The 22,949-nt window shown below is 71.5% G+C and carries 19 protein-coding genes; 8 read left to right on the plus strand and 11 right to left on the minus strand.

What is annotated here, in order from left to right:
- Positions 1–12: 12 nt before the first annotated feature.
- Genes ACSHWB_RS39635 through ACSHWB_RS39645 form a run of 3 tightly spaced genes read right to left on the minus strand, consistent with a single transcriptional unit; the run spans position 13 to position 1,679 of the window.
- Positions 13–795 carry a DUF1295 domain-containing protein gene (locus ACSHWB_RS39635; protein ID WP_439658448.1) on the minus strand — a complete coding sequence of 261 codons (783 nt, stop codon included), beginning with the start codon at positions 793–795 and terminating at the stop codon, positions 13–15.
- A gap of 8 nt (positions 796–803) precedes the next feature.
- The gene (locus tag ACSHWB_RS39640; protein WP_439658449.1) at positions 804–1,241 is read right to left on the minus strand and encodes an SRPBCC family protein; all 438 of its coding nucleotides are present in this window, start codon (positions 1,239–1,241) and stop codon (positions 804–806) included.
- Between the two features lie 51 nt (positions 1,242–1,292).
- Entirely contained in the window at positions 1,293–1,679 is a 387-nt protein-coding gene (locus ACSHWB_RS39645; protein ID WP_439658450.1) for a hypothetical protein, read from the minus strand.
- Positions 1,680–1,766: 87 nt separating this feature from the next.
- Between ACSHWB_RS39645 and ACSHWB_RS39650 the strand changes: the two genes are divergently transcribed.
- Both ACSHWB_RS39650 and ACSHWB_RS39655 read left to right on the plus strand, forming a co-directional pair.
- Entirely contained in the window at positions 1,767–2,756 is a 990-nt protein-coding gene (locus ACSHWB_RS39650) for a carboxylate-amine ligase (protein WP_439658451.1), read from the plus strand.
- Between the two features lie 7 nt (positions 2,757–2,763).
- Entirely contained in the window at positions 2,764–3,753 is a 990-nt protein-coding gene (locus tag ACSHWB_RS39655; protein ID WP_439658452.1) for an iron-containing redox enzyme family protein, read from the plus strand.
- Here the strand turns inward: ACSHWB_RS39655 and ACSHWB_RS39660 are convergent.
- Positions 3,675–3,872, minus strand: a complete 198-nt coding sequence (locus ACSHWB_RS39660) for a CDGSH iron-sulfur domain-containing protein (protein WP_360030378.1) — start codon at positions 3,870–3,872, stop codon at positions 3,675–3,677. The two genes, ACSHWB_RS39655 and ACSHWB_RS39660, sit on opposite strands and share 79 nt — an antisense overlap.
- Before the next feature lie 152 nt (positions 3,873–4,024).
- Between ACSHWB_RS39660 and ACSHWB_RS39665 the strand changes: the two genes are divergently transcribed.
- From ACSHWB_RS39665 to ACSHWB_RS39690, 6 genes are all read left to right on the plus strand, one after another.
- Positions 4,025–5,014 carry an NAD-dependent epimerase/dehydratase family protein gene (locus ACSHWB_RS39665; protein WP_439658453.1) on the plus strand — a complete coding sequence of 330 codons (990 nt, stop codon included), beginning with the start codon at positions 4,025–4,027 and terminating at the stop codon, positions 5,012–5,014.
- The gene (locus tag ACSHWB_RS39670; RefSeq protein ID WP_439658454.1) at positions 5,011–5,508 is read left to right on the plus strand and encodes a phosphatase PAP2 family protein; all 498 of its coding nucleotides are present in this window, start codon (positions 5,011–5,013) and stop codon (positions 5,506–5,508) included. The genes ACSHWB_RS39665 and ACSHWB_RS39670 overlap by 4 nt, the downstream gene beginning before the upstream one ends.
- A gap of 11 nt (positions 5,509–5,519) precedes the next feature.
- Complete coding sequence (locus ACSHWB_RS39675) at positions 5,520–5,891, plus strand: STAS domain-containing protein (protein WP_439658455.1); 372 nt, start codon at positions 5,520–5,522, stop codon at positions 5,889–5,891.
- Positions 5,892–5,994: 103 nt separating this feature from the next.
- Positions 5,995–7,278 (plus strand): cation:proton antiporter, encoded by a 1,284-nt coding sequence (locus ACSHWB_RS39680; RefSeq protein ID WP_439658456.1) that lies wholly within the window; start codon positions 5,995–5,997, stop codon positions 7,276–7,278.
- Positions 7,279–7,345: 67 nt separating this feature from the next.
- Positions 7,346–7,564, plus strand: coding sequence for a DUF2795 domain-containing protein (locus ACSHWB_RS39685; RefSeq protein ID WP_439658457.1), 219 nt, complete (start codon positions 7,346–7,348; stop codon positions 7,562–7,564).
- A gap of 560 nt (positions 7,565–8,124) precedes the next feature.
- A complete protein-coding gene (locus ACSHWB_RS39690; RefSeq protein WP_439658458.1) occupies positions 8,125–11,337 on the plus strand; it encodes a BTAD domain-containing putative transcriptional regulator in 3,213 nt (1,070 codons plus the stop codon).
- On the opposite strand, the gene ACSHWB_RS39695 is transcribed toward ACSHWB_RS39690, so the two are convergent.
- Genes ACSHWB_RS39695 through ACSHWB_RS39725 form a run of 7 tightly spaced genes read right to left on the minus strand, consistent with a single transcriptional unit; the run spans position 11,315 to position 22,893 of the window.
- Complete coding sequence (locus ACSHWB_RS39695; protein ID WP_439658459.1) at positions 11,315–12,397, minus strand: hypothetical protein; 1,083 nt, start codon at positions 12,395–12,397, stop codon at positions 11,315–11,317. The two genes, ACSHWB_RS39690 and ACSHWB_RS39695, sit on opposite strands and share 23 nt — an antisense overlap.
- A gap of 31 nt (positions 12,398–12,428) precedes the next feature.
- Positions 12,429–14,207, minus strand: coding sequence for an ABC transporter ATP-binding protein (locus ACSHWB_RS39700; RefSeq protein WP_439658460.1), 1,779 nt, complete (start codon positions 14,205–14,207; stop codon positions 12,429–12,431).
- The gene (locus tag ACSHWB_RS39705) at positions 14,207–16,033 is read right to left on the minus strand and encodes an ABC transporter ATP-binding protein (RefSeq protein WP_439658461.1); all 1,827 of its coding nucleotides are present in this window, start codon (positions 16,031–16,033) and stop codon (positions 14,207–14,209) included. Before ACSHWB_RS39705 ends, ACSHWB_RS39700 begins: the two co-directional genes overlap by 1 nt.
- Positions 16,020–17,771 (minus strand): alpha/beta hydrolase family protein, encoded by a 1,752-nt coding sequence (locus ACSHWB_RS39710; protein ID WP_439658462.1) that lies wholly within the window; start codon positions 17,769–17,771, stop codon positions 16,020–16,022. The genes ACSHWB_RS39705 and ACSHWB_RS39710 overlap by 14 nt, the downstream gene beginning before the upstream one ends.
- A complete protein-coding gene (locus tag ACSHWB_RS39715; protein ID WP_439658463.1) occupies positions 17,764–19,578 on the minus strand; it encodes a hypothetical protein in 1,815 nt (604 codons plus the stop codon). Before ACSHWB_RS39715 ends, ACSHWB_RS39710 begins: the two co-directional genes overlap by 8 nt.
- On the minus strand, positions 19,568–20,389 hold the full coding sequence (locus ACSHWB_RS39720; RefSeq protein ID WP_439658464.1) for a GNAT family N-acetyltransferase: 822 nt from the start codon (positions 20,387–20,389) through the stop codon (positions 19,568–19,570). Before ACSHWB_RS39720 ends, ACSHWB_RS39715 begins: the two co-directional genes overlap by 11 nt.
- Positions 20,386–22,893 (minus strand): lanthionine synthetase LanC family protein, encoded by a 2,508-nt coding sequence (locus tag ACSHWB_RS39725; RefSeq protein ID WP_439658465.1) that lies wholly within the window; start codon positions 22,891–22,893, stop codon positions 20,386–20,388. Before ACSHWB_RS39725 ends, ACSHWB_RS39720 begins: the two co-directional genes overlap by 4 nt.
- Between the last annotated feature and the right edge of the window lie 56 nt (positions 22,894–22,949).

Here is a 22,949-nt window from a genome sequence, read left to right on the forward strand (position 1 = left end):
GAAGGCGTCTCGCTACACCGGCCGGGGAAAGAAGAAGGCGACGCGCCTCTGGTAGTCGCGGTATCCCGGGCGGTCCTGCATCCGTTGCTCGGTGCGCTTCGCGCCGGTGGCGAACATCAGCAGATAGCTCATCAACGCCGGCGCCGCCAACGTCCAACCGCCCGGAGACGACGCGGCAGCCGTCAGCCAGGCGCCGTCCCAGACGAGCGAGTCGCCGAGGTAGTTGGGGTGCCGCGACCACCCCCACAGGCCGGTGTCGAGCACGTCGGGCCGTTCGTCCTCGTCCTGCTTCGAGTACTCGGTCTTCTGGCGATCGGCCAGCGCCTCGATCACAGCGCCGCCGGCCATGACGGCCAAGCCCGCGGGCACGAGCCAGCGGCGAGCGGTCCGCGGCAGCGCGCTGGCAGCCGCGACCTGCACCGGCACGGACACCAGCAGTTGGCACAGCCCCTGCGTGACGAAGACCTTCCCGATCACAGCCGCGGTCGAGTCGCCGTCCAGGAACTCCGTGTAGCGCGGATCCTCCTCGTCGCTGCCGCGCACCCGGCCGAGCATCTGGTGCTCCAGCCGGGCCGCCCACGCCGTCACCGCGGCCGCCAGCGCCCAACGCCGGCGTGCGTCACCGCGGCCGGCCAGCGCTCCTGTGACCGCCACCGCCGCCAGCCCCGGTCCCCAGGCGACGTCGGCGTAGTCGCGGCGCCCCTTGCGCAGTGCGACCACCGCGGTGGTCGCCTGGATCGCCGCCACGGCCGCCGCGGACAGGCCCACCACACGCCGCAGGCCGGCCGTGTCCACCCCGCGCACTAGCGCGCCAGCCCGTTGAGCACCTCGGTCATCTGCTTCTCGGTGTCGTTGCCGAGCTTCTCGAACACGACCTTGGCCAGCGGAGCCGCGAGCTTGGCCGCGCCGTTGAACTCGAGGTCGTTGGTGTAGGTGATGCTCGACCCCGTGCCGCTAGGCGTGATCTCGATGGTCTCGGTGGAGGTGGCGGTGTCGTTGCGGCCCACCAGCACGATCAGGCCGTCGGTGAGCTGTTCGAGCGTGTAGGTCAGCTCGGTGCTGATGCCCGCGATCTTCGAGGTGTTGTGCCAGTTCGCCCCGACCTGGACGGGGCCGCTGTCGTTGCGGGTGCAGCTCTCGGTGCCGGGATCCCACTGCACGGCGTTGCCGAAGTCGGCCAGGTACGGCACCACGGTCTGGGGCGGGGCTTCGACGGTGAACGTGCGGGACACGGTGGTCATGGGTCGAACCTTTCGTTGGAGATGTGCTCCGGGTACCCGGTGAGGGCGCGCTCAGTCGTTGTCGGCGTACGCGGCTGCGCTGCGCCGTTGGCGGTCGCGCTTGAGCTCCTTCTCCAGGCCGTGCCGCTGCCCACCGGCCAGGTCGGCGCGGGCGGCGCGTTCGACCTCGCGGAACACGTCGTAGTACATGTCGTCGTACTCCTCGACGATCTGGAACGTCCACCGTCCCGGCAGGACGTTGCGGCCCAGCAGGTCGCGTTGCACCCGGTTCGCGTGCTCGCTGTGACCCGCCTCGCGCAGCGCCGCGATCGCGTCGTCGAGCTCGAAGTCCGCGGTACCGGTGAGCTGGTGGAACGAGTACAGGTGCCCGCGAGCACGTTCGGTGGTCTCCAGCGCCTTGCGGAGCTTGCCCAGCGCCTCGGTCGTCTTGTCGTCCATGCCGACCCGAATACCCCGCGGCGGTTCGCGCCTACCCCGCACGGGTAACCGCAGATCGCAATGTTCAGGAAGAGCGGAGACGGTCACTTGGCAGACGCGTGCGCCGACACCGTGGGTGTTGAGGAAGAGTTCCTGCTCGTCGATCCGGCTTCCCGTCGCACGGTGATGCGCGCGAAAGCCGTGCTGGCTCGGCTGCACGACACGGAACTGACCAAGTTCCACCCCGAACTGGCCGGAACGCAGGTCGAGGCCTCGACCGGTCCGTGCACCACCATGGCCGCTCTCGGCGAGGCACTGGCGCACGCCCGCGCAGTGGTCTCGGACGCTGCCCGCGAGGAGGGCGTGGAACTGCTCTCCCGTGGCACGCCGCCCAGAACCGCGACGCATCCGATCGTCACGGAAGGCGCGCGGTATCACCGCATCCTCGACTCCTACGCGGGCGTCATCGACGACTACGAGGCCAGCGGATGCCACGTGCACGTCGGCGTGCCGGACCGCGAGACCGCCGTGGCCGTGCTGAACCACGTGCGGCCGTGGCTGCCCACGTTGCTGGCCCTGTCCGCCAACTCCCCCGACCGCGGCTACGCGAGCTGGCGGACGGTGCTGCAGTCGAGGTTCCCCGGCGCGGGGGTGCCTCCGCTGTTCTCCGGCGCGGAGGAGTACGACGCGCACGTCGGCCGGATGGTGGCCTGCGGGACGCTCGTGGACCCGTCGCAGTCGTTCTGGCTGGTGCGCCTCGGCTCGTCGCTGCCGACCGTCGAGTTCCGCGTGGCCGATGCCGCCGCCGAGGTGGACGACGCGGTGCTGCAGGCGGCGCTCTGCCGCGCGCTCGTGCACACCGCCTACGACGACATCCTCGCAGACAAGGAACCTCCCGTGGTGCGGGACGACGTGCTCGCAGCCGCGGTGTGGGCCGCGTCCAGGTACGGCATCGACGGCACCGGCGTCGATCCGTGGCGGGAGTGCCGGGTGCCCGCGACCGCGTTGGTCGACGACCTGCTCAAGCACGTGACGTCCGCTTTGGACGAACGCGGCGAGCTGTCGTTGGTGCTTGGGCTCGTCTCCACGCGGGTATGACTGGTAGGTGAAACTTCCTTCGCCGCGCGGCCCTCTGTCCGAACAGGTCGTCACCGCGCTCAACAGTGAACCGGACGGGCGCGAGATCGCGTTCGTGGCGGCCGATCCGCACGGCGAGGACCTCACCATCGCCTTGCACACGTTGTACGAACTGCACTACGGCGGCTTCGACGCCGTGAATCCCGCGTGGGAGTGGGATCCGGAACTGCTGCGCCTGCGGGCCCGGATCGAACGCGTCTTCCTCGAACAGCTTCGCTCCGATGTGGACGGTGGCGACGACCTCGACGCCGAGCTGGACGCGTTGCTGGTCGAGCAGATCCCGGGCAACGGCGTGTCGCACTACCTGCGGGACAACGGGAACTGGGACCACATGCGCGAGTTCTTCGCGCATCGTTCGGTGTACCACCACAAGGAGGCAGACCCGCACGCGTGGGTCATCCCCCGCCTTCGGGGCAAGGCCAAGGCGGCGCTGGTCGCCGTCGAGTTCGACGAGTACGGCGGCGGGCGCGCCGACCGGATGCACTCGCAGCTGTTCGCGGACCTGCTCGACGGCGCCGGAATGCGGTCCGAGTACCTGCACTACCTCGACGACGTGCCGGCACCGGCCATCGCGATCGTCAACATGATGTCGTTGTTCGGCCTGCACCAGTCGCTACGAGGTGCACTGGTCGGCCATTTCGCCGCCGCCGAGATCACCACGGGACCGAGCGCGTACCGCATGACCCGGGCACTCGCGCGGCTCAACGCCGACCCGCGCTGTGTCGAGTTCTACACCGAGCACATCGAGGCCGACGCGGTGCACGAACAGATCATGCGCCGCGACGTCATCGGCTCACTGCTGGAGCAGGAACCATCGCTCAAAGCCGACGTGACGTTCGGAGTCCAGGCCACCAACCTGCTCGAAGAACGGCTCTCCGCTCACCTGCTGTCGTCGTGGGAGGCGGGCGAGTCGTCGCTGCGGACCCGCTTGCGGTGGCTGGTGTCGCAGAACGGGTAACGCTTGCTGCGGCGGCACGCGCACACCGCGACCACGAACCGGTCGCTGGTGTGCGTCACCCCGTCGTCGGTGACGATCTCGACCGGTCCTTCGACGAGCATCGGGCCGTTCGGCACCATCGTCACCTTGCGCGAGTCCTTCTCGGTCACAACATCACCACCCGCACCTGAACTACCCGCGGTTCGCTTCGCTGAATCGAGGGAAGACCACTGAGGAAATCCCGGGAGGCGGACGTGAAGGCAGTCGTGCGGCACGGCAAGGGCGTGAGTCGATGAAGGTCGTCATCACAGGTGCGAGCGGCAACGTCGGCACCGCGCTGCTCCGGCGACTGGCCGAGGACCCTGCCATCGAGGTGCACGGCATCTCCCGCAGACGTCCGGCGGCCGAACCTCCCTACGACGTGAAGTGGACCCCTGTCGACATCAGCAAGCAGGGTGCCGAGAGAGCACTCCGCATCGCGTTCGAGGGCGCGGACGCCGTGGTGCACCTCGCCTGGATGATCCAGCCCGCTCGTGACGAGCGCTTGCTGTACACGACGAACGTGGCGGGATCGGCGCGGGTGTTCGAGGCGGCGGCAGCAGCGGGTGTGCCGCACCTGGTGCACATGTCGTCGGTCGGCGCGTACTCGCCGGGGAGCAAGGATCACCGCGTGGACGAGACGTGGCCGGTCGACGGCGTGACGACGTCGTTCTACAGCAGGCACAAGGCCGCCGTGGAACACATGCTGAACATGTTCGAGGACAGGTTCGTGATCAGCCGGCCGCGTCCGGGACTGATCCTGCAGTCCGACGCCGGAGCGGAGATCCGCGACTACTTCCTGGGCCGACTGGTACCGCGAACCCTGTTCCGGCACCGGATCCCGGTGCTGCCGCTGCCACACGACATGGTCCTGCAGTTCGTGCACTCCGACGACGTGGCCGACGCGCTGGCGCTGATCCTGGCGAAGCGGTTGCCCGGCGCGGTCAACCTCGTGGCAGAGCCCGTCATGACGCCCCGTGCCTTCGCCGAGGTGCTGGGCGCACGGCACGTGCCCGTCGCGCCGGGGGTGTTGCGGCACCTGGCGAACGTCACCTGGCATCTGCGGTTGCAGCCCACCCCGTCCGGATGGGTCGACCTGGCGTTGAGGTCGCCGCTGCTGGACGCGTCGCGGGCACGCACGGAGCTGGGCTGGCAGCCCACGTTCGGTTCGGAGGAGGCGCTCCGGGAGATCGTGCGGGGCATCGGCCGAGGCGGCCGGGTCGACGCGAGCCCAGCGCTGTGACGCCGGAGGAACTGGACCGGAAGTCCGCACAGGACAGTGACCTGCTCCCGGCCGAACGTCCCGGCCTGGCCGTGATCGCGGCGAGCATCGCCGCACGCGGTGGCGCGCTGTGGCTCCCGGTCGCCTGGCTGCTGGCCGGGTCCGGACGGCGCAGGACCGCGTTGCTGGCACTGCGGGCAGGCGCGGTCGCGATGCCGCTCGGCCACCTGCTGAGCCTGCTCATCCCCCGCAGCAGGCCGCACTCGAACCTGCCCGCCCGTCGCGCGCTGCCCGAACATCCGAGCTCCTCGTCGTTCCCGTCGAAGCACGCGATGATCGCGGCGGCGTTCGGTGCGGCGGTCGCTCTGGAGGACCCGCCGGCGGCCCTGTTCGTCACGCCGCTCGTGCTCCTGGTCGCCTACAGCCGCCTGCGGACACGGGTCCACTGGCCGACCGACGTGGCTGGAGGCTTGCTGCTGGGCGTTCTCGTGGCCGTGGGGCTCAAGAAGCGTTAGCGTGAGCTGTGGTGAGCGAGCGTGGTGAGGACACCCGGCTGGCGCAGGCGGAGACGGTCTCCCAGGACGGTGTCGTCCTGGTGACGCTGACAGGTGAGATCGACACGACGAACGCCCAGGACACGCGGTCGGCGTTGCAGTCGCAGCTGGACACGCGCCCGGACGTCCTGATCGTCGACCTCGCCGTGGACTTCTTCGGCTCGGCGGGCCTGACCACGTTGTTCGAGGCCCATGAGCGTGCTGAACGCGAGCATGTCGCGTTCGCCGTCGTGGCAGCCGGACACGCCCCGCGGCGCGCACTGGAGGTCAGCGGTCTCGACCGCGAGTTCGCGGTGTTCGACACCGTCGCGGACGCCTACGAGGCGCTCCGGACGATCGACTAGCCACCCACGTCGCCGCGTCCGCAGTGTCCGCCGCCACCTTGGGGTTCCTCTTTGCACCAAACGGGGTATGTCGCCTGTTCGAGGGTCGAACGAGAGGCACACCGTGGACGCAGGGCCCCTGTTGTACACCGGCGCGGGGCTTGCGACGCTCGCCGCCGCTCTCCTGCCCCGGTTGCTCGACCGCGCGCCGATCTCCATGCCGATGCTCTTCCTCGGTGCCGGCGCGCTGACGTTCTCCGTGGTCGAGCCGCTGCCCGCACCCGATCCCGTCGAGCACAGCGGTCTGCTGCTGCACCTGACCGAGATCTGCGTGATCATCTCGCTGATGGGCGCGGGCCTGGCGCTCAACCGGGTGGTGAGCCTGCGCGGGTGGGCGAGCACCTGGCGGCTGCTCGCCATCACCATGCCGTTGTCGATGCTCGGCGTCGGCCTGCTCGGCTGGGGCGTGCTCGGTCTCGGCGTCGCGGCGTCGGTCCTGCTCGCGGCGGCCCTCGCCCCGACCGATCCCGTGCTGGCAGGCGAGGTCCAGGTCGCCGAGCCGGCGGAGAACCCGGAGTCCGACGAGGACGAGGCGCGGTTCGCGCTCACCTCCGAAGCAGGGCTCAACGACGGACTGGCCTTCCCGTTCACCTACGCCGCCATCGCGATCAGCCTCGCCGGGGTCGCCCCCTCCGGGTGGCTCGGCCACTGGCTCGCGCTGGACGTGTTCTGGCGGCTGCTGGCCGGGCTGGCCGTCGGCCTGCTCGTCGGCTGGGCGCTCGGCAAGCTGTTCTTCTCGGCGCCCTCGAAGAAGTTCCGGCTCGCCGAGCACGCGGAGGGGTTCGTCGCCCTCGCCGCGACGTTCCTCGCCTACGGACTCACCGAACTGATCGGCGGCTACGGGTTCGTCGCCGTGTTCGTGGGCGCCTGCGCGATCCGGGCCGGTGAACGCCGCGACGGCTACCACCAGGTGCTGCACCGCTACGTCGAACAGGCCGAGCGCATGCTCACCGTGGTGATCGTCTTCCTGCTCGGCGGCGCCGCGGCCACGGGCCTGCTCACCGGCACCACCTGGGCCGAGATCCTGGTCGCCGCGGCGATCCTCGTGGTGGTGCGGCCACTGGCCGGCTGGATCGGCCTGCTGGGCGGCAGGTCCGGGCCTCGGGAACGCGCAGTCATCTCGTTCTTCGGCGTGCGCGGCGTCGGCTCGCTGTTCTACCTCGTCTACGCCCTGCAGGCGGGCAGGTTTCCCGAGCAGGACGCGCTCTGGCGAGTGGTCGCGCTCGTCGTGATCGGCTCCATCCTGGTGCACGGGCTGTCCGCGTCGCCGATCATGTGGCTGCTCGACCGGAAGCGCCGGCAGAAGGCCGAGGACCAGCACGACAAGCCGTCCCACACCCACGTTTGAACGCCGAAGTCCGGTTCTCACGAACACCTCTGGTGTCATGTCGCGCTCAGCCGGGTAGTCGAACCCCATGAGTGCGCTGATGGACGACGTCGGCACGGAGTTGCAGGAAGTCGTCGACGGGCTGACCTACCCGGTCGACAAGGTGCACATCGTCAGCTGCGCCGAAGTGCACGGTTTCGAGGCCGCGGTCCGGCGACGGCTGCACCGGCTGCCCGAGCGGGACTACGCCTCGCCGGACGAGGTGATGGCCGAGCTCCGTCCACAGGAGACGGACAGCTCCGACTGAGTGCGAACCACCGCGCCGCCGGTGCTGTGTGAGCGAGCACCCGGTACGCGCGCGGTTGCACCGGCGAGGCCACGTGCGCCGGGAACCTCGCGGGCGGCTTCGTCACGCAGGTGGAGGCCGTCGAGCACAGTTGCCGGCAGGTGGTGCGGCTGGACTCGTCGCGGTCGAACGACATGCCGGCCACTGTCGCCGTCGCCGCACGCCCAGCCTGGCCCGCCCACCGGCGACGGCGACGGCCCGCCCGGCGAGCTCCCGATAGCCGAGCACCTGCCACGGCGTCCGGTCGCAACCGCGCTGGGCGGCACATCTGGCCGGGGCAGAACCCCGTGGCCCGGCAGCCGGCTCATCCGCAGCCATCCCTCCGTTCCACTGGACCCGCGAAAGTATTGCCGCGCTTGGACTTCACATCGCTGAACGGTCAGTTCCCCTTGCCGCGGCCGTTTCGGCCGAACGCGAAGCAGCGGCGACGGCAGCCGGGGACAGTCCGCGCGACGCGACCGCCAAAGGCATGAACCGGCGTCGGGTCAACGCTGAATAATGGCGGGCAGGGGGTGACCGGCGTGCATGTGCGCGTGTTGGGACCTGTGCAGGTCTGGGACGGCGAGGCGTGGTCGTCCATCCGGGCGACCCAGCCACGGGTGGTGCTCGCGATCCTGCTCATCGAGGCGGGACGGGTGGTCAGCGCGCAGCAGCTGGTCGACGAGCTTTGGGGCGGCCGGCCTCCGCGCACCGCGCTCAACACCGTCCAGGGGTACGTCGCACGGCTGCGGAAGCTGCTCGGCAACGGGCCGGAGATCCGCCTGGTGACCCGAGGGCGCGGCTACGTGCTCGAGGTCGCCGAGGGTGAGGTGGACTCCCAGCTGTTCGAGCGACTGGCCGAGTCGGGACAGCGCGACGTGTCCACCGGCCGGTTGTCCGAAGGTGCCGGCCGGCTCGCCGACGCGCTGGCGTTGTGGCGCGGCCATGCCCTGTCCGACGTGCCGGCGTCTCCCGCGGTGACCGCCGAGGTGAACCGGCTCGAGCAGCGCCGCCTGACCGCGCTCGAGGTGCGGCTGGGCGCCGAGCTCGCGCTGGGCAGGCACAACGACGTCGTGGACGAGCTGCGGCACCTCGTCGCCGAACATCCGCTGCGCGAACAGTTGCGATGCCACCTGATGCTCGCGATGTACCGGTGTGGCCGCCGGGCCGAGGCGCTGGACGTGTACCGGGACGGGCGCGCCATCATGGTGACCGAGCTCGGCATGGAACCAGGTCCCGAGCTGCACCAGTTGCAGCGCGCCGTGCTCGCCGACGACACCAGCCTGAACGTCACCGGCTCCCCGCGCGTCACCCCGGCACAGATTCCGGCCGACGTCGCCGGGTTCACCGGCCGTCACTCGCTTCTGCGCGAACTCGACGACCTGATGCCCTCCGGGGGACGGGCGGTGCCGATCGCGACGATCGCCGGCACTCCCGGCGTGGGCAAGACAGCGCTCGCCGTGCACTGGGCCCACCGCGTGCGCGACCGGTTCGGCGACGGCCAGCTGTACGTGAACCTGCGGGGGTATGACAGCGGGCCGCCGGTGGAGCCGATCGACGCGCTGGCGAGGCTCCTGCACGCGCTGGGCGTGCCCGCCGAGAACGTGCCGGCCGACGTCGAGGAGGCCGCCGCCCTGTACCGCAGCCTGCTCGCCGGCCGGCGCGTGCTCGTCCTGCTCGACAACGCCCACCACCCCGACCAGGTCCGGCCGCTGCTGCCGGGAGCACCCGGCTGCCTCGTCCTGATCACCAGCCGGGACGCGCTGACCGGCCTGGTCGCCAGGGACGGGGCACGCGGGTTCCGCCTCGGCGTGTTCACCGCGGACGAGGCGAACGCGCTGCTCACCGACCTGCTCGGCGCCCATCGTGCGCACGCGGACTCGGCGGCCCTCAGCGAGCTCGCCGAGCTGTGCGCCCGCTTGCCGCTGGCCCTGCGCATCACCGCGGCCAACCTCGGCAGCCGCACCCTCGCCGAGCACTGCGCCCTGCTCCGTGCGGGCAACCGGCTGGCCGCCCTGCAGGTCGAGGGCGACGAGCAGACGGCCGTGCGCGCCGCGTTCGACCTCTCCTACGCCGCACTGCCCGACGACGCCGGACGGATGTTCCGGCTTCTGGGCCTGGTGCCCGGCACGGACGTCACGGCGGATGCGGCCGCCGCGCTCGGGGGTGTCGCACCAGACACCGCGGAACGGTTGCTGACCCAGCTCGCCGCGGCGCACCTGGTCGACCAGCACGTGTCCGGACGATACGGCTGCCACGACCTGCTCCGCCTGTACGCGCGCGAGCGGGGCGAACACGAGGACACATCGGCCCAGCAGGAGAAAGCGGTGAGCCGGCTCTACGACTGGTACCTGCACACCGTCGACACCGCGGCGACGCTGCTGTACCCGCAGATGCGGCGGCTCACCCTGCCGATCGCCGACACCGGGTCGCCGACCGGCGCGTTCACCGACGACGTGCTGGCGCTGGCATGGCTGGACGCCGAGCGGCACAACCTCGTCGCCGCTGTCAGCCACGACTCCCGGTACCGGCCGTTACCGGTCGTGTGTCTGCTGGCCGACGCGATGCGGGGATATTTCTGGATGCGCATGCACACGGTGGACTGGCTGACCGTCGCCGCGGCAGGTCTCGCCGCGGCGCGGGCGTGCGGCGACCTGACCGCGCAGACCGGCGCGTTGCTGAGCCTCGCGGACGTGAACTTCCGTCAGGGGAACTACCGGCGGGCCATCGGCTTCTCCGCCAGTGCGCTCGAGAACGCCAGGCGAACCGGCTGGCTGGAGGGCGAGGCGGCGGCGCTCAACAACCTGGCCAACCTGCACACGATGTCGGGAAGGCTGCGCGAGGCGGTCGAGTACCACCGGACCGCGCTCGCGATCAACCGGAGGACCGGCCGGCTCCCCAACCAGATCAACAACCTCGGCAACCTGGGCATCGCGCTCCAGCACCTCGGCGAGCTGCGCTCGGCGTTGACCCGGCACGAGGAGGCACTGGAGATCAGCCGGACCATCGGGTCCAGCTACGCCGAGGCGATCAGCCTGAGCAACCTCGGCGTGGTGCTGCACGATCTGGGCCGGTTCGGCGAAGCCGCCGACCACCTCCGGCTCGCCCTCTCCCTGCACCTCGAGGTCGGCGACCGCGGCTCGCAGGTGGACACCGGCAACGGGCTCGCGGCGGTGTTCGCCGACACCGGCGACCTCACCGCCGCACTCGACCACGCGCAGACCGCGCTCACCGTCGCCCGCGACATCGCCTACCGCCACGGCGAAGCAGACGTGCTGAACACCCTGGGCACGATCCACCGGCGCCTCGGTCACCCGGTGGCCGCGGCCGACCACCACCGGCAGGCGCTGGACCTGACCCGCGACACCGCGCACCGCTACGGCGAGACCCGCGCGCTGATCGGCCTGGCCGCGACGCAACAGGACGCCACACCGGCCGGGGAAGCCGTCGAGCTGGCGAGCACCACGGGGTATCGGGTGCTCGCGGGTCAGGCCCGCGCCGTGCTGGCCACCATCCGGCTCGGCCAGGGCGAGCTGCGCGAGGCAGCCGACCTGGCCGAACTGGCACGCACCTCGCACCACGACACCGGCCACCTCCTCGGCGAGGCGGACGCCCTGCTCGTGCTGGCGGACATCTCCGCTCGCGGAGGCGATCCCGACGAGTCCCGGGCACGGCGGAGTGCCGCGGCCGCACTCCTCGCCGAGATCGGCGCCGCCGCACCCCGAGGTCACCTCACGGGGATGCGAAGTAGTTGAACGAGAACCAGTTGTCCTTCGGCACGCCTGCCGACGTGTAGCAGGCGACGTCGACGAGGCCTCCTGGCTGGCTGCCCGGCTGCGGGGTCCAGCCGGCCACGTTGCAGAAGTCGCTGGTGTCGCCGTTGACGACGAGCTGCAGCGTGTCCGGGCCCTTGAACGTGCCGTAGAGCTGGGCCTGGTACCGGCCGGCTCCTGACCGGGTCACGGAGTGCACGAAGCCGTCTGATCCGAGGTTGCGGGGCTGGGACGGGACGTAGGACGACGCGCCCGGCTGGTCTGCCTGCAGGTAGGCGAACTGACCGCTCCTGGCACCGACGATCGAACGCTCGTGCACGTACACGAGTGTCCACTGTGGAGAGAAGCCGGCCAGCGGAACGAGCTTGTCGCACCGCACTCGCGCGTCCACGCCCAGCGCGTGCGGATACCACTCGACGATCGCGCAGCGCACCGGCTGTCCCCCGAGGGCGGTCACCTGCGCGTTGCCCGCGATGTTGTTGAACGCCTGGCCGAAGAAGCGGACCGTCCACGTACCGGTCCGCTGGTCCAGGTAGATCTCCACCGGCCCGCCCGCGGAGTTGTGACTCGGCGCGGTGGTGTGCACCGGGAGCAGCGGCTGGTCGTTGAACACGTAGCCGTACGCACCCACCGCCCCACTGTCCGATTTGGATGAAGCGAAGTACGACAGGGTGAACCTGCTGTCCGCACGGGTCGTGCCCGCGTAGCACTCGACCCGGATCTCCTCCGCCGAGCCGGCCGGGGCGAACCGAGCCACCTGGCAGTGCACGGCGGCCCTGTTGACCGCGGTCACCATCGGCACCCCGGCCGAGGACGCGCCTCTGAGGCGGACCAGGTAGCTGCCGGTGCCTGTCCTGGCCACCTCGGCGCGGACACCGGGGCTCCCGGCCGCCTGCCTTGCGGGTTCGTAGAACTTCACGGTCGGTTGATCGGCGTGCAGAAATGCCCACACGTCCGATTCGGCCGCCGTGCCCACCGATGGCGCGAACATCGCCGCGACCGTGGTCAGCACGAAGACCACCGCTCTGGACAACGACCTCATCTGTTGCTTCCCCCTCCGTGCGAAATCGTGGTCATCTGAAGGACCGGGCTTGCATCGTGTAAAGCTCGGCGTACAGCCCACGGGCCGCGATCAGCTCGTCGTGGGTGCCCTGCTCGGCGACCCTCTGGTCCGCGAGGACCAGGACGCGGTCGGCCGCGCCCACGGTCGAAAACCTGTGCGACACCAGGAAAGTCACCATTCCGCGTGGCTCACCGGCGCGGGCTGTGGCCGCGTAGGACTCGAACAGCTGTTGCTCGGTGTGCGTGTCGAGCGACGCGGTGGGCTCGTCGAGGAAGACGACCAGCGGTCCGGCGCGCGTCATCATGCGGCCGAGCGCCAGTTTCTGCCACTGCCCCGCGGAGAGGTCCACGCCGTCCCAGCGCGTTCCCAGCTGGGTCGCCAGGCCGCCGGGCAGGCAGGCGAGCACATCGGTCGCGCCCGCGCGGCGCAACGCGCCGAGGACGTGCCGTTCGTCGTCGAGCGTGGCCAGGTCGCCCACCCCGACGGAGTGCTGAGCGGTGAACTCCAGTTTCGCGAAGTCCTGGAACACCGCCGAGACCCGCTGCCGCCAGCTGTCGACGTCGATGTCGGCGAGGTCCACGCCGTCGACGAGGATGCGTCCCTCGGTCGGCTCGTACATGCGGGTCAGCAGTTTCACCAGTGTCGTCTTGCCCGCGCCGTTCTCCCCGACCACCGCGACCACAGATCCGGCCGGGATGCGCATCGACACCCTTCGCAGCACCCAGGTGTCCGTGCCCGGGTAGCGGAACGACACGTCGTCGAACACGACGCCGTCGGTCAGCGCCACCTGCGCCTGCCGGGTACCGGTGCTCCGGGCGGCCGCGGTGGCGGCGTAGTCGCGCAGCCACAGGAACCGTTCCGGGCTGCGCAACGTCCGTCCCAATCCGGCCACCTGCTGAATCGGCCAGCTCACCGCGGTCTGCACCTGGCCGCTCAGATAGATCGCCAGCACCACGTCGCCGGGCGTCGCGCGCCCGCGGATCGCCTGCCACAGCACGAATCCGACCGCAGCGACCACACCGGCCGCGTAGAGCGCCTCGCGCACGAGGCCGGCCACCGCCACCCGCCGGGCCGCCCGCTCCACCGGGCGGCGATGCACGTCCCACGCGTGGGTGGCCCGGCGTTCGATCTCCTCCGCCAGCCCGAACACCCGGATCTCCATGCCCGCGTCCCGGTCGTAGGCCAGCGCGCGCAGATGTCTCGCGGTTCTCCCCGGTGCCGCGGACTCCTCCTCCGCGTGCCGGAGCCACCGCTGCTGGACGCCCGCGATCCAGATCGACGGCAGTGCCAGCACGACCAGGGCGAGCATCAGCGGGTGCACGACGACGAGCAGCGCGAAGACGGTGATCCCGCCGCAGATCGCCTTGAACGTCACTGCGAGGGTGCTCACGGACTCACCGAGCAGCCCCTGGGACTGCCGCAGCAGCTCCAGCCTGTCCTGGTAGTCGTCGCGTTCGTGGTGTTCCAGTCCCGGCAGGCCCGCGCAGATCCGGGCGATCTCCACCTCGAAGGCGTGTGCCACCTTCTCGCTGAGCACCATGCGCCACTGGCTGCTCGACAGGTCCAGCTGCCAGCCGAGTCCCGCTCCGAGCACCAGCCCGGCGACGCCCAGCACGATCAGGCCGGTGTCGCCTCGCAGCGCGCCGGTCGTGATCAGGGCCAGCCACAGCCCGGCCAGCAGTCCCAGGGTGTTGCCGATCGGCTCGGCCACCACCGCGAGGGTCAGCCGCCTGTCCACGTTCCACGCCGTCGAGACCAGCAGTGTGATCGCCCGCCGGGTGCCGCCCATCACGCCACCTTCTCCCCGGCGCGGGTGAACCGTTCGGCCTGCGACCGGAACATCGCGGCGTACCGTCCTCCGGTCGCCATCAGTTCCTCGTGCGAACCGTCCTCCACCACCCGCCCACCGGCGATCACCACGATCCGGTCGGCGTGCCGCACCGAGGCCAGCCGGTGGGTCACCAGGATCGTGGTGGTCCCGGCGGTGCCCGACCGGAACCGGTCGAACAGCTCCCGCTCAGCCCGCACGTCCAGGCTGGCGGTGGGTTCGTCGAGGATCAGCAGGCCGGCGCCACCGCGCACCGCGGCCAGTGCCCGCGCGAGCGCGACCTTCTGCCACTGTCCACCGGACAGGTCCTGGCCGCCGGGATGCCCCGACGACAACACCGTGTCCCAGCCGGACGGCAGGCGATCGGCCAGTCCACCGGCGCCCGCGTCGGCCAGTGCGCCGGCCAGTGCCTCCTCGTCCCCGGACATCGCCAGGTCGCCGAACGCCACGTTCTCCCGCAGCGGCAGCTCGTACCGGACGAAGTTCTGGAAGATCGCGCCGATCCGCTCCCGCGCGTCCGCGGGCGCGACACCCGCCACCTCGACGCTGCCGCGGCCGGGTTCGTACAGCCCGCACAACAGCTTGATCAGCGTGCTCTTGCCGGCACCGTTCTCGCCCACGACCGCCAGCGACTGTCCAGCCGGGACGGACAGCTCGAGTCCGCGCAGTGCGGGTTCTTCCCTGCCGGGGTAGGTGAACCACACGTCGCGCAGGCAGACGCCGACCGGCCCGGCGGAACCGGTGGCGGGCCGGGTCACCGCCACCGGAGGCTCGTTCGCCAGGAGTCTTTCGAGCCGCAACGCCTGCCAGGCCACGTGGCGTGCCTTGGCCAGCGGGATCTCCGCGCCGAAGACGTGTCCCAGCGCGCTGCCGGCGAGGACCGCCTGCACGAACACCACCAGCTGCCCGGCCGACAGCGCGCCCGACGCGGCATGCCACCCCAGCGAGCCCAGCACCAGGACGTGCGCGCAGACGACGCCCGACGTCGCCGCCAGGACGGTGCGCATCCCCAGTCTCCTGCCCTCCCAGACCGCCCGCAGCGCCGCGACGTAGGTGTCGGCGTACCCGCGCACCAGCCAGTCGGCGAGGCCGAAGACGCGGACCTCCTTCGCCGCCTGCGCGCCGACCACGAGCCGCCGCAGGTACCGCGACCGGCGCATCCCCGTCGCCGCGGCGCTCGAACCGAGCTCGACACCCTTCTCCAGCCACAGGTCGATCCCGTGGCTCAGCGCGCGCCATCCCGCCAGCATCACCAGTGGCGCCCACCAGGCGAACATGAGCAGCACCACGAACGCGCTCAGCCCGGTAGTCCGGCGCTGCACCAGCTCGCGCAGGTGAGTGGCCGTGGCGACGAACCCGTCGGCCCGCTCGAACTCCCCCAGCGCCGCGAGCTCGCCGACGACGAGCGGATCGTCGAGCTCCGCCACTCCGCGGGTCCGGAGCGTGGCCCTGGCAACGGTCCGGTGCACGGTCCGGCCGTAGCGACCGTTGATCACCTGGACCTGATAGCCGGTCAGCGGCCCCAGAACCGCTCCGAGGAGCAACGCGCAGGCGAACCCTCCCAGGGCGAGCACGGCACGGCCGGGGTCGTGCGGGAGGCTGTCGATCAGCACGCCCGACGCCAGCACCGCCGCGGTCGGCGCCAGCCCCTGGAGCACGACCAGCGCTCCGACCCCGACAGCCCGCCACCCGGCCGCCCGCCACAGCAGCGTCCACAACGCCCTGCGCCGGGCCGCCCGCCCGCGCATCCCCGCCCACGACCACCGGTCGTTCTCAGCGCGTGCCATGGCCGTCCCCGAAGTGCGAGACCACCGCGTCCGCCCACTGGTACCACTCCGACGGGTCGTGGGCACCCTCGGCGTCCTCCAGGTACCGCAGCCGGCCCGCCGGTCGCCGGGACTCGCCGAGCAGCTCCGCCAGCTGCCTCGACTGCCACACCGGGCACCGTTCGTCCCGCCGGCCGTGCCCGACCAGCAGGCGCAACTGCGCCAAGGAGGGGATCCTGCTGACCGGGCTGCGTTCCCACAGCAGGCGTTCGTCGTGCTGGAGGTCGCCCAGTTCGGTGTCGAGCCACTGCCTGCGCACGCCGGCGGCCGTCGCGCGCAGGCCGATCAGGTCCACGACCGGCGCCCAGACCGCGACGCGGTCCACCGTTCGTGGCATCGCCGCTCCCGCCAGGAGGGCGAGGTAGCCGCCGTAGCTGTGCCCGTACAGGCACAGTGGACGATCGCCGGCCTCGTGCGCCAACCGGCACAGGCGCCACTCGATCGAACGCGCGTCCGCGCCGCCCCAGTCCCCTCTGCTCACCCCTTCGTACTCGGGGCCGTACCCGGAGCTCCCGGGATAGTTCATGCCGACCACGGTCCAGCCGGCACCGACGAGCGCCGCGATCACCGGGTCGTAGGTCTGGTTCAGCCGCCCTCGCGGGCCACCGTGCAGGAAGAGCACCGTGCCCGCGTGGCCGGAGACGCGCGGCGCGAACACCCACTCCGGGATCCTCCGACCCTCCACATCGGACACCCAGCGCAGGTCCCACCGCATGTCCCCCGCGGCCGCGCGGCCGCGGGGGCTCAACGGCCACGTCTCGCCGTCCTCCCACCGCCACCGGAGGACCGCCGGGGGCGCCGCCGGTGACTGGTGCCAGCCGATCACGTGCCGCTCGTCCCGCGAGAACCGCAGGTCGGTGGCGATGCTGTGGTCCGAGCGCAGTGAACCGACCTGGTCACCGTCCACGTCCAGCACGCGATAGCCGAACTCCGCTCCGTCCCAGTCCGCCACGAGGACGCGCGTACCCGACGGCCCGACGTCGCCGCACGAATGTCCGGCGTGCTGGGGGAACCACCGGACGCGCAGGGCCGACAGCTCCAGCACGCCAGGAACAGGCTGTCCCGCACGGTCATAACCCGTCAGGCCCACCACGCCGCCACCGTGCCCGGCCGCCGCGACCGGAACCACGTCACCCGTGCGCCCGATGTCGACGCGGGCGTAGCCACCTTCAGACCACCGGTACACGCGCACCTCGCCCGGTGAGTCGTCCCCTGGGCCGATGTTCGCGACGACGAGTTCCGCCTCGGCGTCCCATGCGCCGACGCCGCTCACCCCTCTGCTGCCGGCGAGCACGACGTAGGAGTTCGACTCCGGGCAGTACGAGCACAGCACGCTCTCCTCACCGTCCGAGAGCACCAGCAGGACCTCGAGCAGGCCGGACCGGTTCACCCGGCACGCGACCGGCCGCCCGATCACCTCGTGGCCCACCGCTTCGGCTCCCCCGGTCGCCACGTCCACGACCCGGAGCTCGCACCGGCCGCTGTGGCGTCGCCACAGCACGAGCAGGGCCGGCGCGGCCCAGTCCAGGACGTGCCACTCGTCGCGAGGATCGTCGAGAACGAGCCACTGCGGCGAGGTGGCCCCGCCGTCCTGTTCGAGACGCCGGCACTCGATCCGGGCGCGCTCACCAGCGAACTCGAACGCGATCAGCGTCCGGTCCGGGCTGAGACTCCAGTCGGTCGGCGCGAGCTCAGTCATCGTGGCCGTGCCCTTCCAGGAGGGCCAGCAGCGCCCTGAGGTCGGCCGCCATCGCCGTGTGCGCCGCCAGCTCGTCCGCCAGGACCGTCATGATCGCGGCGGGCGGCTGCTCGGACCGTCTGTCCAGGTTTCGCATGATGCCGGTGATGACGGCAGGTGCCGCGCGCTGCATCCGCGCCACGGCACCGGCGTACCACCAGGCCGCCTCACCGACGGCCTCCCCGGCGAGCTTGGCGTCCGCGAGGGCCAGGCAGCAGGAGACGACGGCTCGTTCGACGGTCCTCGACGGCGCGGCCTCGGCGTCATAGCGGCGCGACAGCAGGACCGCGACCTCCTCGGCCTCGGTGAGGTCACCGCTGTCGATCAGTGCCCGCGCCAGCGCGGGCCCGACGTAGGCCAGCGCGGGCAGGGAGTCGGAGCCCGCCGCGATCCGCCATGCCCGCCGGTAGCGGAACAGCGCGTCGTCGGGGGACTGTCCACTTCGGAGTGACACGGTCGCCAGGTTGGTCAGCAGCAGCACCTGCTGGTCGAACAGGTGTCCCTTCTCCTGCACTCCCGGCGCCGACAGCTCCCGCAGCGCCGCCAGTTCCGCCGCCACCGCCCCGCCGTGGTCTCCGCTGCGGTAGAGGGCGAGCGCGATCCCGTTGCGGGCGGCCGCCGCCTGGCTGCCGCGTGCCTCGGGATCAGCGGCCGCGCTCACCGACAGGTGGTGCCGGGTCCGGCCGAAGCAGTGCATGCTCGCCTCGGCCGACCCCGGAGTCTTGTCCCTGGCCAGCAGTTGGCCGAGGTGGTAGCCGAGCCGCGACTGGACCTCCGCCTCGACCCCGTACCGCTCCGCGAGGTCGAGCATCGCCCTGGCGGCGGCCGCGGACACCCGCCGCGGCCCGACGGTCAGCGCGGCCAGGTAGATCGCCGCCGCGTCGTCGCGCGCGGCGGTGGTCCAGCGGCTCTTCCGCGCCGCGAGGAAGACGCTGCGGCCGAACCACGTGATGGTGCCCGGCGAGTGCGCGGTCTCGGCGAATCCGAGCCGCTTCCACGCGCCGGGAACGACGGGGGCGTGGGCCGCTGTCGCGACCAGTGGGCTCGGCTGGTCCGCCACGACCATCCCGGCCAGTTCGGAGACCAGGCCCCGGTTCGCCGCGGCGTAGGTGGCGCCCGCCAGTGACCACTCGCGGGAACCGGCATAGGTGTGCACCGCGCCCGGCTCGCCGGCGCGGGCGGAGGTGACCTCCTCGACCCGGTCCCAGTCCCATCCCCGCAGTGCGGCCCAGTGTTCGAGGTCCTGCCGCCGGGCGTGTCCACCGGCCAGCAGGAGGGTCAGCAGTATCTCGTCCGACTGACGGCCGCGGGGCAGGCCGGGGCGTGTCGCCGCCTGCGGCTCGTGCCGCAGCACGACGAGCCACGGGCGGTCCGCCCGCCCTGCCGTCAACCGGGTCCGGCAGGCCTGCCAGAAGCGGACGTCGTCCTCGGCGGGCCGGCCGATCACCTCCGTCACGAGCATCCTCGGCGAGGCGGCGTCGGCGCCCGGCCGTGCGGTGAGGTGGGCGATCTCCCGCTCGATCGCCGCCTGGCGTTCCTCGGCGCACCCGAGGATCCGCAGTGCGGCCGGGTTCTCCGGCCGTGGCGGGGACACCGGGCGGCCGGTCCACAGTGGACGCCTGAACCTCCCCGTCCCCGCCGACAGGAGGTACGTGACATCAGGACGCACCAGCAGCTCGCGGACACGGGCCCGAACCTCGTCCGAGGAGGCCGTCACGATGCTCAGCGCGGACGACTCGTGGTCCGCCAGGACAGTGTCATCTCTCATCGCGGGCAGGCTCCAGACTGAGGTGGCTGGCGCGCAGGGTGGGCCGGTTCTGGATGAACCCGACCGAGCGGTACAGCCGATGTGCGACCCAGTTCTCGTGCAGCACGTTCAGATGGCAGTCGGTGTAGCCCGACCTCGCCAGTCCTCTGAGGCTCTCCACCAGCAGCGCCCGCCCGAGTCCGTTGCCCCGTTCGGATTCCGCGATCACGAGGTGCGCGACCAGCGGCGCCCCCTGGAACTCGCTGACGGCGATCGCGGCGCGCGGTACCGAGCCCCGCACCACCACCAGACTCGCTTCGCGGATGATCGGGCCGAGCACTCCGGACAGCGCGTCCTGCCACACCCGCCGGTCACCTGCGCGGTCCGCCTCGGTCGAAAGTCCGGCCAGCAACGCGGGTTCGTGGAACCTCGGGTCCAGCGGCGTGAAGTGATGGGTGCCCGGCAGGTCTCTGCTGTGCAGGACGAGCAGGTCGTCGTCGAGCGGCAGCCACATGGGCACGATCCGCTGCAACAGCACCGCGCCGCCCTCCGACATGTCGTCGTCCCAGAACTCCGGATGGAGCGCGACGATCTCGGTCATGCCGTGCTCGGCCGCCAGATGCGCGCACACGGCCCGCAGCAGCGCGGCCGGCTCCGGATCCCGGCGCTGCGGCAGGCAGTCCGTGACGAACCAGGCATGTTCCTGCGGCATGACCGAACAGGTGAACACCGTTCGGCCCTCCCGCCGGGCGTGCACCCGCCGGCCGCCATGCCACTGATCCGTGAGGTCGACCGTGAAGTCGTCCAGCCCCACGTCGTCCCTGACCCTCATCGTGTCCCCTCGTCACTCGGCGGAGGTGCCGTCAACGGGGTGCCGGTGACCAGGCCCGCCAGCCGCAGGCGGAACGCGTGAATGCCCGTGTAGCCGCGCATGTAGCCCGGCCGCGGCTGTCCGTCACCCTCGTGTGCCCATTTCACGGCGAAACCGCGATGGATCTTCAGTGCGTCGAGCTTGCGCCCGATGTGCGCGGCCGCCGCCGAGAACTCCTCGCCACGGCGGTCGGCGAGCTGGAGCAGGTAGTCGCCGTCCCCGGCCAGACCGTGACAGCGGCAGCAGCTCCCGAACGGTCGTCCGAGGCTGATCGCCCGCCCGGCCCTGACCGCCGCGTCGCCGAACTCGGCGGCACCAGTGGCGGACTCCAGCGCGAGCAGGAACGTGCCGACCCCGGACGCTCCGTTGCACCAGTGCGTCCACGGCGTCCCGGTGTAACTCGGGTGGTGCGTCCAGCTGAGGCCCCTGCCGTCCGCGACCGGGACCCCGGCCTCCACGAGCGCGAGACCGGTCGTCACGGCGAGGTCCACGGCCCGTTCGTCACCCAGCGCCGTGCCCGCGGCCAGCAGGAAGTACCCCACGCCGGCGCTGCCGTGCCCGAAGCCGTGGTAGCTACGGCCACCCTGCGGCCACGCCGGGAGTCCCGCGTCGTCCTGGACGTCCCGCAGCAAGCGGTCCGCGATCTGCGCGAGCGCGGCACGGCAGGCCTCGTCACCGGTGCTCCGCCACACGGCCAGCAGGGTGAGACCGACTCCCGCCCAGCCGTGCGTGATGTCCGGGCCCTCGGTGCCGGCCGCGGCCAGCTCGGCGGCCAGGTCGCGTGCGCGCCGTGACCAGCGCGTGGCGCGGCGACCGCCCGTCGCGGCCGCGAGCTCCACCATCAGCCACGGCATCGCCCCCAGCCCGAAGTACAGCCCCGCCGGGCTCTGCCTGGGGATGAAGGGATGCGCGGCGAAACTCCACTCCAGCAACTCGTCGGCGTGGCCGGCCCACCGCGGATCACCGGTGGCGCGCCCCAGGTCGAGGTAGTACCGGACGATTCCCGTGGTCCCGGACATGAACGACGCCGGGTGGACCGACCCCGGTGCCCACGCGCCCGGCCACGGCCACGGTCCGCTGTCCCACTCCACCCGGCGGACCAGTTCCTCGCCCGCCGCCACGGCCTCGGCGAGAACCTCCTCCCGGCCGAGCTCCGACTCCGCTGTCGCCGCAACGGCGGCGCTGGGTCCGAACGCCGCCAGCACAGCCGGAACGTGCGGCGCGAAGTCCGTCGCGCCGTCCAGATACGGGTCGGCACCGGTCAGGACGAAGTGTGCGATCGCGGTGAGCGCGTACTCCACGTCGAAGGAGTTCCCGGTGTCGCGGTAGGGCACGTAGCCCGGCGTCGCCCCGGCGAACGGTGGCTCGGTGGACCGGGACGCGCGGAAGAGTTCGAGGTCGATGACCGCGACGCGGTCGCCGTCGACCATGATGTTGTTCGGCGTCAGGTCACGTGGTTCGACGCCGTGGGCCGTCACCCGTGCGACCAACTCACGGATCTTCCGCACGAGCGCCGAGGTGTCCACCTCGGGTTGCCCGCGGTAGTTCATCGTCTCCACCCACTGCCGCAACGTGGTCCCCGGGAGGTGCTCCTCGACCAGGTAGGCGTTGTCCTCCTCGAAGAAGAACTCCACCGGCTCCGGTGCCAGGCCACTGCCCTTGAGCACCTGGAGGACCTTCCACTCGTTCAGCAGCCGGGACCTCGCGTCACGCCCCGTCAGGTCCGCGGCGGTGCCGATCCGCGCCTCCTTCACCACCACCTGCGAGCCGTCCAGGTCAGCCAGGTAGACGCCGCCTTTCGCGGACTGGTGCAGCACCTCGCGGATGGCGATGCCGCGCCCGAACAGGCCACTCCCCTGGTCTCGTCGCTCCGGCACGTCCGGTAACGGTGGCGCCGCTGCCCACGGCGGCGCGTGCCGACCCGGTGCGCGCCGGTCCTCGACCCGGCGGCCCGCGGGATCGATGATGATCCACTCACGCGTCTGCGACGGGCCCTCGTAGCTGCCGCGCGGCGCGAACGAGCCGTACCTGAAGTAGACGTTGCTGCCGCGGCGGAGTCTGCGATCACTGGGCACGACCGGCCCCACGTCCAGTCTCGTCGCCTCGTGCAGTTCCGCGGCGAGACCGGCGGCGTCGTCCTCGGTGTAGACCGTGATGAACTTGCCGACCTGCGAGATCGGCGCCGGCGGTGTGCAGAGCCGCATCAGGTGGTCGACGGATCGCGCCACCTTCCACCGGGCACCGCGAGGCATCAGGATCTCGGCGACGCCGCGCAGTGTGCGCAGGGCCGACACCGGAACCGCACTGACGTGAAGTTTCCACCCCTGTGCGGGAAAAGGACGATCAGTGGCGGGGTCGAAATACCACCACGAGCGGTCACCGCCGAGCAGGTAGGACGATCCCCACGACGCCGCGAGGCCACGCACACATTCCCTGATCGGGTCTTCCGAGAAATCCTGCACCACGACGACCACCCCCTCTTTCCTCCGGTGTTGCCCTGGGCCGGTGAGCCCAGGGCAAC

This window comes from Lentzea sp. HUAS TT2 (assembly GCF_051853195.1).
In the GTDB taxonomy this organism is placed as follows: domain Bacteria; phylum Actinomycetota; class Actinomycetes; order Mycobacteriales; family Pseudonocardiaceae; genus Lentzea.

Excerpts from the sequence above, each read along its gene's own strand:
- ACSHWB_RS39710 (WP_439658462.1), bottom strand. The coding sequence starts at position 17,771 with ATGACTGAGCTCGCGCCGACCGACTGGAGTCTCAGCCCGGACCGGACG.
- ACSHWB_RS39665 (WP_439658453.1), top strand. The coding sequence starts at position 4,025 with ATGAAGGTCGTCATCACAGGTGCGAGCGGCAACGTCGGCACCGCGCTG.
- ACSHWB_RS39715 (WP_439658463.1), bottom strand. The coding sequence starts at position 19,578 with ATGAGAGATGACACTGTCCTGGCGGACCACGAGTCGTCCGCGCTGAGC.
- ACSHWB_RS39640 (WP_439658449.1), bottom strand. The coding sequence starts at position 1,241 with ATGACCACCGTGTCCCGCACGTTCACCGTCGAAGCCCCGCCCCAGACC.
- ACSHWB_RS39660 (WP_360030378.1), bottom strand. The coding sequence starts at position 3,872 with ATGGTGCCGAACGGCCCGATGCTCGTCGAAGGACCGGTCGAGATCGTC.
- ACSHWB_RS39720 (WP_439658464.1), bottom strand. The coding sequence starts at position 20,389 with ATGAGGGTCAGGGACGACGTGGGGCTGGACGACTTCACGGTCGACCTC.
- ACSHWB_RS39700 (WP_439658460.1), bottom strand. The coding sequence starts at position 14,207 with ATGGGCGGCACCCGGCGGGCGATCACACTGCTGGTCTCGACGGCGTGG.
- ACSHWB_RS39685 (WP_439658457.1), top strand. The coding sequence starts at position 7,346 with ATGAGTGCGCTGATGGACGACGTCGGCACGGAGTTGCAGGAAGTCGTC.
- ACSHWB_RS39695 (WP_439658459.1), bottom strand. The coding sequence starts at position 12,397 with ATGAGGTCGTTGTCCAGAGCGGTGGTCTTCGTGCTGACCACGGTCGCG.
- ACSHWB_RS39645 (WP_439658450.1), bottom strand. The coding sequence starts at position 1,679 with ATGGACGACAAGACGACCGAGGCGCTGGGCAAGCTCCGCAAGGCGCTG.
- ACSHWB_RS39705 (WP_439658461.1), bottom strand. The coding sequence starts at position 16,033 with ATGGCACGCGCTGAGAACGACCGGTGGTCGTGGGCGGGGATGCGCGGG.